This window comes from Arthrobacter sp. CJL-S3, from assembly GCF_056711635.1.
The window spans coordinates 4,061,391-4,073,905 of sequence record NZ_CM160046.1; the positions used below are offsets into that span (position 1 = coordinate 4,061,391).

At 67.0% G+C, this 12,515-nt stretch carries 10 protein-coding genes and 1 pseudogene; 4 read left to right on the forward strand and 7 right to left on the reverse strand.

Annotated elements, in window-relative coordinates; genetic code table 11:
- Positions 1-80 precede the first annotated feature (80 nt).
- Entirely contained in the window at positions 81-662 is a 582-nt protein-coding gene (locus AC06G6_RS18665; RefSeq protein ID WP_479824632.1) for a MarR family winged helix-turn-helix transcriptional regulator, read from the forward strand.
- Here the strand turns inward: AC06G6_RS18665 and AC06G6_RS18670 are convergent.
- Complete coding sequence (locus AC06G6_RS18670) at positions 550-1,953, reverse strand: APC family permease (RefSeq protein WP_479824634.1); 1,404 nt, start codon at positions 1,951-1,953, stop codon at positions 550-552. The two genes, AC06G6_RS18665 and AC06G6_RS18670, sit on opposite strands and share 113 nt — an antisense overlap.
- A gap of 135 nt (positions 1,954-2,088) precedes the next feature.
- Between AC06G6_RS18670 and AC06G6_RS18675 the strand changes: the two genes are divergently transcribed.
- Positions 2,089-2,904: a methyltransferase domain-containing protein gene (locus tag AC06G6_RS18675; RefSeq protein WP_479824636.1), complete on the forward strand. Its 816-nt coding sequence runs from the start codon at positions 2,089-2,091 to the stop codon at positions 2,902-2,904.
- Between the two features lie 20 nt (positions 2,905-2,924).
- Here the strand turns inward: AC06G6_RS18675 and AC06G6_RS18680 are convergent, their stop codons facing one another.
- Positions 2,925-3,713: a hypothetical protein gene (locus AC06G6_RS18680; RefSeq protein ID WP_479824638.1), complete on the reverse strand. Its 789-nt coding sequence runs from the start codon at positions 3,711-3,713 to the stop codon at positions 2,925-2,927.
- Between the two features lie 117 nt (positions 3,714-3,830).
- Positions 3,831-6,320 carry an OpgC domain-containing protein gene (opgC, locus tag AC06G6_RS18685; protein ID WP_479824640.1) on the reverse strand — a complete coding sequence of 830 codons (2,490 nt, stop codon included), beginning with the start codon at positions 6,318-6,320 and terminating at the stop codon, positions 3,831-3,833.
- Between the two features lie 187 nt (positions 6,321-6,507).
- Between opgC and AC06G6_RS18690 the strand changes: the two genes are divergently transcribed.
- Positions 6,508-7,002: a hypothetical protein gene (locus AC06G6_RS18690; protein ID WP_479824642.1), complete on the forward strand. Its 495-nt coding sequence runs from the start codon at positions 6,508-6,510 to the stop codon at positions 7,000-7,002.
- 53 nt (positions 7,003-7,055) lie between these two features.
- A complete protein-coding gene (locus AC06G6_RS18695; protein WP_307465136.1) occupies positions 7,056-7,679 on the forward strand; it encodes a LysE family transporter in 624 nt (207 codons plus the stop codon).
- Positions 7,680-7,696: 17 nt separating this feature from the next.
- Here AC06G6_RS18695 and AC06G6_RS18700 read toward each other — a convergent pair.
- The 4 genes and pseudogenes from AC06G6_RS18700 to AC06G6_RS18715 all read right to left on the reverse strand — a co-directional run bounded on the left by AC06G6_RS18700 (position 7,697) and on the right by AC06G6_RS18715 (position 12,515).
- Positions 7,697-9,270, reverse strand: a pseudogene (locus AC06G6_RS18700) (acyl-CoA synthetase).
- Positions 9,271-9,323: 53 nt separating this feature from the next.
- Positions 9,324-10,688, reverse strand: a complete 1,365-nt coding sequence (locus AC06G6_RS18705) for an MFS transporter (RefSeq protein ID WP_479824644.1) — start codon at positions 10,686-10,688, stop codon at positions 9,324-9,326.
- A gap of 42 nt (positions 10,689-10,730) precedes the next feature.
- Positions 10,731-11,186, reverse strand: a complete 456-nt coding sequence (locus AC06G6_RS18710) for a MaoC family dehydratase (protein WP_479824646.1) — start codon at positions 11,184-11,186, stop codon at positions 10,731-10,733.
- A gap of 84 nt (positions 11,187-11,270) precedes the next feature.
- Positions 11,271-12,515: an acyl-CoA dehydrogenase family protein gene (locus AC06G6_RS18715; protein ID WP_479824648.1), complete on the reverse strand. Its 1,245-nt coding sequence runs from the start codon at positions 12,513-12,515 to the stop codon at positions 11,271-11,273.

Sequence of the window (12,515 nt, forward strand, 5' to 3'; positions counted from 1 at the left end):
AAAGAGGCGCTGCAGTAAACTCCGGAGGGCGCCATCTGCGGAGCAGGCGCCGCAGGCCATGGGAGAGAGGACGGTGCACCGTGACAGTTGATCCCCCGGCGCGCCCCGGAGCCCCCGGCACTCCCGGACCCACTCCCGGATCCCCCGGCACTCCCGGACCGCCGCCGCTGGTCCGGCTGCTGCAGGAGTTCAGCATGGAGGCAAACCGATACGTGGATTCCGCCGGCGGCCGGAACGCCATGCACCGGACGGACCTCAATGCCCTGGCCGTGATCATGCAGCATGCCGCGAGGAACCAGATCGTCACGCCCGGAGTGCTCCGCAGGGAACTCCACCTGAGCTCACCCGCCACCACGGCGCTGATCGACCGGCTGTACAGCTCCGGCCATGTCGTCCGCGAGCGGCAGGGCGCGGACCGCCGCCAGGTCCAGCTCCGGATGACCCCCAAGGCCTACCGCGACGGCGGCGCCATGTTCCAGCCGCTGGCCCGGCACATGGCCGCCGCGATGGCCGAGTTCACCCCGGAGGAACTGGAGATCGCCACCCGGTTCATGACCTCGATGATCGATGCCACGGTCCGGGCGGGGCAGGAGGCGGCGCAGCAGGTACCGTCGCCAGCGGCTCCGCCGCAAGCTGCACCGCCGCCAACTGCCCCGCAGTAGTTGACGTTCCCGGCCGTCCGGCGGACCGCAGCAGCACCCTCCGGCCGGCCGGGCGGCCCGCCCAGACGGCGGCCACGGCCAGCCCCAGCGGGACCGCGAGCGCCCAGCCGCTGAACAGCAGCACCGCCAGCATCACACCGGCGGCCGCAATAACGCCGAACCAGGCTGGCGTCCGGGCGGGCAGCAGCCGGATCCCGGCAAGCAGGCCAAACGCCGTCACGGCGGTGAAGCAGGCCGACGCCGCCGCGATCTGGAACTGCAGGCCGCTCAGCCCGGCCGCGGCCGCCCCGAAGGACAGGAACGTCATCACCGCCAGCAGTCCCAGGCTGGCCGCGGGCACCTGGCCCGCCCCGGAGCCCCGCGCGAGCGTCCGCGGCAGCACGCCGTCGGACGCCAGGCTCGCACCCAGCCGACTGGCGCCGGCGACAAAGGTGTTGATCGGTCCGAAGGTCAGCACCGCGGCGGCGACGGCGGTCAGCGGGGCCGCGAGTCCGCCGAGGCCCTTTTCCAGCAGCTGCGCGATCGGCACCTCGCTGCCCGGGAGGGCCGGGCCCAGCACGGCGACCGAGGCTGCCACCACGCCAAGGTAGACCACACCGACGATGACCAGCGTGAGCCAGGTGGCCCGTTTGAGGTCCCGCTCGGGGTGGCGGAATTCGCCCGCGAGATGCGTGACGGCCTCCCAGCCGGCGAAGCAGAAGAAGAGCAGGCTGGCCACCCCGCCCACGGCCCAGTAGCCATGCGGCGCGAACGGCGCGAAGTTCTCCGCCCTGGCATACGGCGCCGCCAGGGCCACGGCCAGGGCCAGCAGCCCGACCAGCAGCACCATGAGCACGAGCTGGATGCCGCTGGACATCCGGATCCCGGCGGCATTGCCCGCAAAGGCGGCGGCCAGCAGCAGCGCGGCCGCGACCAACGCCGTCCCGCGCCCGCCGCCCAGGGCATGGGCGATGTAGTTCCCGCCGATCACGGCCGTCGCCGGAGCGCCGAAGGGGATGGCGAAATAGAACAGGTAGCCGGCCACGGCCGAGGCGCGCCGCCCGTAGGCACGCGTGACGAAGTGCGCGATCCCGCCGGCGTCGGGCTGCTGGCGGGACATCTCCGCGAAGCTGAAGGCCACGGGGGTGCAGAACACCAGCAGCAGGGCCCAGGCCAGGAGCGACGCCGGTCCCGCTTCCTTGGCGGCAATGGCCGGGAGCACCAGGATTCCCGAGCCGAGGATCGCCCCGACATAGATGCCGGTGGCCCGGAACAGGCCGAGCCCTGCCTGCTTGCTGCTGTTGGTCTTCACTCCTCTAATCATCCGCAGAACCGTCCCGGCCAGAAGCGGCAAAACTGACGGTCACACACGAAATCCTGCCGTCTTGCGGGGCTGCTTTCCCGGCGATTTCGCGGATTTGTCGGCGTGAAGCGGTAGCGTTTCCTTATGAGTGCGCAGCAGCCTGACGATGTGTACACCCACGGCCACCACGAGTCGGTGGTCCGCGCCCACGCCTCCCGGACGGCGGAGAACTCCGCGGCGTTTGTGATCCCGCACCTCGTCCCCGGGGCGTCGGTGCTCGACGTCGGCTGCGGGCCGGGCAGCATCACCTGCGACTTCGCCGGGCTCGTCTCCCCCGGGATGGTCACCGGGCTGGACCGCTCGCCCGAGGTGATCGGCCAGGCGGCTGCCCTCGCGGCCGAGCGCGGCGTGCAAAACGTCGAGTTTGTCGCCGGCAATATTTACGACCTCGACTTCGAGGACGAAACGTTCGACGTCGTGCACGCCCACCAGGTGCTGCAGCACCTCACGGACCCGGTTGCCGCGCTGCGGGAAATGCGCCGCGTCGCCAAGCCCGGCGGCATTGTGGCCGTGCGCGACGCCGATTTCCACGGCATGAGCTGGTACCCGGCCGTCCCCGAACTTGATGAGTGGATGGAGCTCTACCAGCGGATCGCACGCCGCAACGGCGCGGAGCCCGACGCGGGCCGCCGCCTGGTCTCCTGGGCCCAGTCTGCCGGGTTCACCGACGTCGCCCCCTCCAGCAGCAACTGGCTCTACGCCACCGGCCAGCAGCGCCGCTGGCAGGCCCGGGTCTGGGGCGAGCGCGTGCTGCACTCGGCCTTCGCGGACCAGGCGCTCGAGTACGGCTTCGCCAACGCCGCCGACCTGGCCCGGATTTCGGCCGGCTGGCACCGCTGGGGCTCCACCGACGACGGCTGGTTCCTGATCCCCAACGGCGAGGTGATCGCCCGGGCGTGAGGCGGTCCGGGCGGGGCCGCCTAGTCCGGCATCGCGCGAAGCGTCACCCTGGCGGGGGTTCCCATGCCGCCGTTCTGGGTGAACCCCACGACGCCGACCGCCACGTCCTTGACCCGGTGGACGTCCGTCATGGTCGCGGTGCGCGCCTTGCCCTCCACCATGCCGGCCGGAATGCCGTCCACGGTGAGGCCCCAGCGGAAGGGTTCCTCGCCGCCGGGTTCCCACGATATTTGGATGGTGCTGATGCCGTCGGAGTGGGCGGTCACCACCACGCTCACGTTGACCGGCGCGGCCGGGAGTCCGTCCCAAGGGCCCCGGCCGATGTGGACCCCGGTCGATGCCGTCGACGAGCCTCCCGTGAAGTGGGTGATGCCCACCGTCGCGGCGCCCTCGAACACGGCGGGGTAGCTGTGGGTCGTTACGGGGAGCGGCCCCGCCTCATCTATGACACCGTCGCCGTCGAAGTCCCATTCGTACTGCGCGGTGCTGACCCCGCGGGGCAGCGACGCCGTGACAACGAAAGTGATTGTCTGCCCGGGCATGGCGTAGTAGTCGGGATTGGCGAACCGCGCCCCGGGGACAGCGACAGCCGTCTGGCTCGCTGCGCTCCCGGGATTCGCCGCGAACGGCGTGGTGGCGGCCGGCTGGGACGGGACGGCCGTCCGGGGTGCAGCGGACGCGGTGGCGGCTGTCGTAGCGGCTGTGGTCTGCGGGACAGTTCCTGCCGGCGGTCCGGCCCCCGGCAGCGCGCAGGACGAGGCGGCCAGTAGGACGGCCCCGGTTAGCATCGTCCCGACAATCCTGTCCATCGACTCCCCCAAGCCTGGCTGTGTGCACTGAGACCGTGCCGTTGACTGCATCCTAGCCTCCCGCAGCCGGGCTGTCTCCGCTGGCCGGCGCGGTGGAGGGCGGAGCTGGCGGGGTGGTTAGCGGGGGATGATCCGGAACAGGAACTTCGTCTTGACCATCGTCCACACCAGGCCCAGCACCAGCACATAGGCACCGGTGTTCAGCCAGATGTTGCCCAGCTGCAGCGCGGGGATATTGGCCAGGGCCAGGATCAGGAACACGTGGATGATGAAGACATACAGGGTGGCCTGCCCCAGCGGGATCAGGAACCAGCCCAGGGCCCGCTCCAGCAGCTTCCAGTAGGCGGTTAGGAGGGTGTAGGCGGTGATGACGACCAACACAACATTGATCAGCCGTCCCGCGCCCAGATACGTCCGGCCGAAATAGCCGCTGTAGAGCGTCCGATGCAGGGCATCCGGCAGGAGGGCGAGGCGGACATCGTAGGCGTTGGACAGGTAGGGGTTGGACCAGGCGAACAGCGCAAAAAGGACCGTCAGCAGCGCGCAGAAGGCCAGCACGCGCTTGTGGCGCGAAAACCACTCCACGAGGGGCCCGCGGTAGTAGCCGGCGGTCAGGCCAAGGACAAAGAGGATCTGCCAGACCATCAAGGGAAAGGAATCTTCGAACTGGGAGGGGAGGAGACGGATGCGGGACAGTGCCCCCACTGTGTAGAGGGCGGCGCTCACCAGCAGAACCAGCCATGCCAGCTTGCGGGACAGCGCCCACAGGATCAGGGGACTGAGCAGCAGGAGCACGACGTACAGGCCCATGATGTTGAACTGCCACGGGCCGAACTCGAGCAGCAGGATTTTCGGGATCAGCCAGGCCGGGACCGGGAACTGCAGCAGCCCCTCCACCTCCGAATACATGTCATAGCTGCGGCCGGCCGCCGCGGCACCCGCCCCGCCGGTCCCCTGATCGGTGAAGGAGGTCAGGACCGAGCTCTGGATTAGCGGGATGAGACTGATGAGGAAGACCGTCATGACGACGGTCAGGGCCGTCACGTAGAGCTTCCAGGAACGGCCGGTGGTTTTGTCCACCACGTCCCCGGGGTTGTCCCTGACCCTTGGGCCGTAGACCATGCCCAGCACCGCTCCGGAAAGCAGGACAAAGAACTCCGCGCCGGAGACCGCGCCAATTGTTTCCTGGGTCAGCAGCTGAAACAGCGAGGTGAGGCCCACGTGGTTCACGACCACGAAGAGGATCGCCATGCCGCGCAGCATGTCCACGCGCCTGTCCCGGACGTGCTCTTCCTGATAGGCCCAGGACCGTGCTGCCGGCCGGCGGAAGGGGAGCACCCACAACGCGGCGGCCAGCGCCAGGACCGCCGCGGCAGCCAGCCACGCCCAGCCGCCGGCGACTACCCTGCCGCCCGGTGCGTTGCTGGCAGCGTCCGCGCCCGCTACCGCCGTCGGGGCGCCCGTCTGGAAGTCGGCCTGTTTGAGCCCGGCGGCCAGCGTCGAGGCGGTGCCCGGGTCCGCCGTCAGGCGCCAGTCGATGGCGACCTCACCGGAGGCGCGCAGTTCAACGGTTTCGTTCCACAGCACTGCCCGGACGTTGTTGTATCCGGCGGCCGGGGACGCGAGTATCTGGCTCAGCCACGCACTTTTGATGTCTGTTTCGGCGGGTCCACCGCTTGCCGGGCTGTAGAAGGCCGCCGTTTCCAGCAGCAGCGGCTTGGCCCTGGCGAGGGCATAGCTGGCATAGAAGTCCGCGTCCACGGCGGCCCGGACCGGCTGTGCGGGTCCGAGCATGCGGGTCAGGCCATCGGCCGCAGGGAGGGAGTTGACCGGCGGCCCGCCCGCAGAGTCGTCAAGGAACGCGGACAGCCCGACCCAGTCCACCGCATCGTCCCCGGGGTAATACGGCGAGTAGGCCGCATCCTCCAGGTTCCAGACGCCGTCGGAATTCGTGTCCAGGACCTTAAAGCCCGGGCTACCGGGCTGGGCAACGTCCGGAGCCTGAACAAAGGGGTAGTCCCTGCCCTGGAAGGGCGACCAGACCATCACCGGCTCTTCCACTGCTCCACGCATCGCGGCCGTCACGGCACGAAACGCCGCAATATACTCCACCGGTTTCTGTCCCCAGGCCGCCCAGCCCGCGTTCATGTCGGGGGCGAAACGGATGAATAGCCGACCTCCGAACCCCTCAGCCATCACTTTGATGTCCTGCGCCAGCCCGGCCGAGGCCTCCGCATCGATCTGTGCCAGGGGAATCCTCGGATTGACCGTGATCAGGGCATCGGCGCCGGCGGACCCCGCCTGTTCCAGGAACTGCGGGATGAAGATCTTTTCGTCCTCCTGAACCGGCAGCGACAGTTCGTGGGCATAGAGGGCGGCCGGTTGCCCCAGGCGGCGCGCGTACTCTGCGGCCGAATCCTTCGACCAGTCAAGCTGCACTCCCCACAGCGGCCCCGTTACCGGCGCCGGCTGAGGTTCGGGGTCTCCTGGCTGGGCTGCGACGAGAACCGGTCCCGGCACGCTGGCCTGCGCCGATGCAGCGGAACCTACCGTGAACGCCGTGAGCAACAGGAACAACAGGAGGGCTGACGCGCGGCGGAATTTCACAGTCGCAATAGTAGCGACCGAGCGTCGCGCAGCCTCCTTCGGACGCGGGTCAGCCGGGAAGTAGCAACCTGACAGAACCGGCTATACCGCTCACCGTTGCCGGACAGGCGCAGGCTTGGCAGTCCGTTTGTCCACATAGGCGTTGGCGCCCGTAGACCTCCAGGGCCCGGTTTTCTAGCCTCAAACCATGATCATCCAAGCAGGTTTCGACTTCGTCATACTGGCCCGCCCGTTTATCGTCCCGGACGGCAGGCTCAGGCCCAATCTCGTGCTGATTTGTGTGGACGCGGAGATGCAGCTGGACAGCGTTCAAGTCATCACCGAAGACTTTGCGGGCTCCCTGGCCCCTTTCCATGATGCTGTCCTGGCGGCGCTGGACCGCGAATACACCAGGTACTTTGCCATCGCCCACCCTGGCAGTTTCGGTGAATACGGCTGCTCGGACCCGATCATGCGAGAGGCTGATGAATTGGAATCGAAGGCCGCCGAACGGGGAATGCAGCTGATCGGCCACTTCGCCGTCGACGAAACGGGCTACATGTCGGCCCGCGCGCACAAGTACTTTGACCAGTATCCGCAGCACGAGGATCTTCCCAGAACCATGCTGCACTGGTCGCATTCACAGCTGGTCCGGTGCCTATGCTCCCGGAACGACCCCCCATACCAACAGGCCGGCGCGTGACGGCGTTGGGAGGCTGGGGCAGGGAGGCCCGCCCCCGGCCGTACACTGAATCAGTGCAACCCTCCCTGTGGCTGGCCCTGGCGGGCGCCGGCGTCCTGATCAGTTTCACGCCCGGTGCGGGCGCCATCAACACCATGAGCAATTCCCTGAACTCCGGTTTCCGGCGTTCCATCTGGGGCATCCTGGGCCAGCAGGCCGCGCTGGTGGTGCACATCGTCATTGTCGCCCTCGGCGTCGGGGTACTGGTGGCCAGCTCGCCGGTCGCGTTCAACGTGATCCGCTATGCCGGTGCCGCCTACCTCGTCTACCTGGGCATCCAGCAGTTCCGGCACAAACCCGATCTGGACCAGGAGAAGGCTGCCGCGCTGCGCAACGAGCCCGCCTTCTCCATGTTCCGCCGCGGCCTGTGGGTCAACTTGCTGAACCCCAAGGCGATCGTGTTCTTCCTGGCCTTCATGCCGCAGTTCATCCGCCCGGAGGAACCGCTGCTGCCGCAGTACCTGGCCCTGTCCGCGACAGTGATCGTGATCGACATCCTCGTCATGTGGTTCTTCTTCGCCGCCGCGGCCAAGTCCTTCCAGCGCTTCACCCACGACGCCCGCGGGCAGCGGATCCTCAACCGGACGTTCGGCGTGCTGTTCATGGCCGTGGGAGTCCTGCTGGCCCTCATCCACTGAGGGTCGGCTTCAGCCCGTCATGGCTGGACGGAACTCAGCTTCCGAAGGTCGGCCTTCCTGATTTTGCCGCTGGCTGTCCGGGCATCTCATCGACGAACACGAAGGACTTGGGGATCTTGTAGCGTGCCAGGCGTCCATTCAGGTGCCTCCGGAGCTGCTCCTCTGTGAGTCGGGCCCCCTCGCGCAGCAGGACGACGGCCCTAGGCACTTCACCCCACTTCTCATCTGGCACGCCAATCACGGCCACGCTTCCCACCGCTTCGAGCTCCGTGATGGCCTGTTCCACTTCGGCGGGGTAAATGTTCTCGCCGCCGGAAATGATCATGTCCTTGATCCGGTCTGAGACGAAGACGAACCCGTCGTCATCCTTGTATCCCATGTCGCCGGACTTGAACCAGCCGCCCTCCGCATATGCCTCGGCGGTGGCGTCAGCCCGGTTCCAATACCCGGGGATCACGTTCGGGCCCTTGATCTGGATCTCGCCCACGGTTCCCGACGCAGCGGCGCTCCCGTCGAAGTCGGCGATCCGGACGTCGGTGAAGAAGTGCGGAAGCCCGGCCGATCCAGCCTTGTCAATGGACCGGGCCGTCGGCAGGGTGGTGGCGCCCGGCGCAGTCTCGGTCATGCCGTAGCCATTGGAGAACCGCAGGCCGCGCGCCTCGTAGGCCTCCAGCACGCGCATCGGCACCGCTGATCCGCCACAGGTGAGCTTGTTTAAGGAGCTGAGGTCCGCCGTGGCCCACGCCGGGTGCTCGGCGAGCATCTGATAGGTGGTGGGTACCCCGCTGATCGTGGTCGCCCGGTGCCGCTCAATGAGCTCCAGCGTCCTGCCAGGGTCGAATTTTGGCTCCAGCACAACCGTTCCGCCCTTGAGCAGCGTCGGCAGGACCCCCATGTCCAGTGACGCCACGTGGAACATCGGCGAAATCATCAGCGCCACGTCATGCGAGGAGAAGTCGAAATCGACGATCACATTAATGCAGTTCCACGTGACGTTGCCGTGGGTGAGCAGAGCCCCCTTGGGTCGGCCCGTCGTACCGGAGGTGTAGAGGATCATGGCACCGTCGTCCAGCGTTACCGGTTCATCGTGCGGCTCGTCCGAGCCGGAGGCCACCAGGTCCTCAAAGTCCTCCACCGCCGTCGGCGCCCCGGAGGCTCCGCTCGGCACCGCCGGGCTACTGCCGTCGTCGGCATCGTCGGCGGTGACCACGAGGGTCTTCACTGCCGTGCCGGCCGCCCCGCGGGCTGCCAGGTCGCCGAGGCTGCCTGCATAAACCAGAACGCCGGCGCCGCAGTCCTGCAGCTGGAACTGGATTTCCGGGGGTGCCAGCCGCGTGTTGAGCGGGACGAAGATGGCGCCCAAAGTGCCGCAGGCGAAGAGCGTCTCCAAGAAGGACGGGTGGTTCTCACCCAGGTAGGCAATCCTGTCCCCCTTGGCCACGCCGCGGTCCCGCAGGGCGTTGGCGAGCCGGACGGTCCGGTCCGCGAGCTGTTCGTAGCTGACTTCCCGGTCTCCGGTGATCAGGGCGGTTTTGCTGCCGGACTTCGGGCGGCGACGTTGCAGCCACGAGCCGATGCCAGAATTTTCCACGGCGAATCCTTTCTACTGTGAGGTTAGCCCGTTTGACCGGAACCGATAAAGGGTCAGGCCTGGACGGTCTGGAGGTCGTTGTTCTTCGGTTCCCGGGTCAGCACGATGAAGACGATTGAGACCACCGACATGATCGCGAGATACCAGACCACCGATCCCGTGTCCTGGCCCGAGTCCTTAAAGATCTGGGCCACGATGCCCGGGGTGAATCCGGCGCCAAGGAGGGTCGCGAGCTGGTAGCCGAGGGATGCGCCCGTATAGCGGGAGGTCGTACCGAACTGCTCGGACACGAAGGCCGCCAACGGACCGAAAAGGGTCGAATGGATCATCAAGCCGATGGCGAAGGCCACGAAGATCAGCATGATGTTGTTCGAGGACAGAAGCTGGAACATCGGCACCAGGTAAAGGATGAAAAGAACCAGTCCGCCGATCATCACCGGCCGCCTGCCCACCTTGTCGGAGAGCCTGCCGCCCATGATCACAAACACGATGGAGATCAGGGAGGCTGCGGCAAACGCGTACAGCACGCCTTGACGGTCGGCGCCCTTGGAGACGGCGTAGGTCACCGAGAACGTGGCCAGGACCACCTGAAGTGCAAAGCCTGCTGCACCGGCGAGCATGGTAAAAATCAGGGTCTTTGGCCGCCGCAGGACCTGCACGAGGGGTGCGGCCGGCTTTGCCGTGACTCCGGCGCCGCCTCCCTGCGCAGCTTGCTCCCGCTCGGACTTTTCCTGCTCAATAGCGGCTTTGAAGATGGGGCTTTCGGAAACCTTGAGCCGGACGAACATGCCCACGCCCAGCAGTACGAAGGAGAGCAGGAACGGCACCCGCCAGCCCCAGGCGAGGAACTGGTCGTTCGGCAGTGCGGCGAAGGCGCCCATAACCAGGGTGCCCAGTACGGCACCGGTCGGCGCCCCGGCGTTCACGAACGAGGCGGCGAATCCGCGTTTGCCAGATTCGGAGTGCTCCAGCGCCATGAGGGCTGCTCCGCCCCACTCGCCGCCCACGGCGATGCCCTGGAAAACGCGGAGAATCACGAGGAGCACCGCACCCCAGGGCCCGGCCACTGAGGCCCCCGGGACCAGTCCGATCAGGGTGGAAGCCACGCCCATGACCAGCATGGAGATGATGAGCATGTTCTTGCGGCCCATCCTGTCACCGAAGTGGCCGAAGATGATGCCGCCCACCGGGCGGGCCACGTAACCGGCGGCGAAGGTGCCGTAGGCGGCCACGACGCCCACCCAGTCGTCCATGCCGGTGAAGAAAACTTTCGGGAAGACGATTGCTGCGGCGGTGGCGTAGAGGAGGAAGTCGTAGTACTCGATGGTGCTGCCCAGGTAGCTGGAGGCAATGACAGTGCGCGCTTCCTTGCGTCGCTCGGCGGCGCCCATAGCCTGAAGCTGAGTGAGTCCTGACATGGTTGTTCCTTTGAACAGAGGGAGGGGTATTGAAGGGGCTTTTTACTTGTAGAAGCGGGCGAGGAATTCCGCGACGACTGCGGGGCGCTCCTGGCCTTCGATCTCGATGGTGTTGGCCACCTTGATCTGGGCGCCGCCCTTGACCTCGGTGACTTCGGCGATGGTGGCCCGCATGCGGATCCGCGAGCCCACCTTGACCGGTGACGTGAAGCGCACCTTGTCCAGGCCGTAGTTCACCTTGGTGGTGACGCCGTCGACGTCGAACAGCTCGCCCCAGAACGGGATGATGAGCGAGAGGGTGAGAAAGCCGTGGGCGATCGGGGCGCCGAACGGGCCGTCCTTGGCGCGTTCCGGGTCAACATGGATCCACTGGTCATCACCGGTGGCGTCGGCGAACTTGTCGATCTGTTCCTGGGTGATCTCGCGGTACTCGGTGACTCCAAGGTCGGTACCGGCGAGAGTGAGCAGTTTGTCGAAATCGACAACGAGATTGGGCAAGGTGTCCTCCTGGAGGGCTGGGTGGGGTAGGGAACTGTCCGACGTCGGTGCCGGAGCGGGGTGTGATGGTTCAGTTCGGGCGGCTCAGCGGGTGAAGGCGCTTTCGCCGGTCAGGGCCCGGCCGACGATAAGGGCATTGATTTCGTGGGTGCCCTCGTAGGAGTACACGGCCTCGGCGTCGGCATGAAAGCGCGCGACGTCGGTTTCGAGCGTGATGCCGTTGCCGCCGACCACTTCCCGGGCCAGGGCCACGGTCTCGCGCATCAGGAGCGACGTCTGCATCTTGGCCAGGGCGGAATCCTGGTCGCGGTAGATGCCCTTGGCCTGCTGCTCGGTCAGCCGGACCACGAGGGACAGCGACGAGGTGACGTTGCCGAGCATCCGGGCCAGCTTTTCCTGGACCAGCTGGAAAGAGCCCACCGGACGGCCGAACTGCTGCCGCTCGGTGACGTACCGTAGCGCGGCTTCGAAGGCTCCGGCCTGGATGCCGGTGGCGATCCAGGCGACGTCCGAGCGCATGGCCCGCAGCATCGCGGCCACGTCCCGGAAGGAGTTGACGTTGTGCAGTCGCATGGATTCGGGGACCCGTACGCCGTCGAGGGTGATGTTAGCGTTCTGCATCATCCGCAACGCTGTCTTGCCATGGATCTTTTCCAACGTCACGCCGGGAGCTTCCCGCTCGACGAGGAAGGCCTTGACCTGGCCGTCGGCCACATCGCGGGCAAACACGGCCAGGACGTCCGCGGTGGCGGCACCGCCGATCCAGCGCTTGGCACCGTCGAGGATCCAGGTGTCCCCGTCAGGACCAGTCTCACGCCGCGCCGTCGTCGCGAGTCCCCCGGCGATGTCCGAGCCGGACTCCGGTTCGGTCAGCGAGAATACGCCCTTGAGCGAGAAATCGATGACTTTCGGCATCCACTCGGCCTGCTGTTCCGCGGAGGCACCGACCCGGATTGCGGTCCGGAACAGCCCGGCCTGGGCCGTGTAGAAGGTTGCCAGCGAGGCATCCGTGCGGGCGAGCTCAAAGATCCGGAAGCCCTGGTAGATTCCCCTGGCCGGCGTTTGCTCTGCACCCGGGGCGCCGGTCAGCTCGGCAGGTTCCATCAGGTCCAGGCTGATCAACGGCTGTCCCAGCTCGTCCGGGAACTCGCCGCGTTCCCAATACTCCGCCAGCAGCGGCCGGGCTGTCTCGTCGAGGAAGGTCCGGAGTCTGCCCAGCACCCGGCGCTCATCCGTGGTGAGCAGCGACTCGGCGTCGTAGTAGTCGCAGACGCCGTAAAGCCTGGTTTGGTCTACGGCTCTTACGGTCTGGCTCGTATCCACTGACAT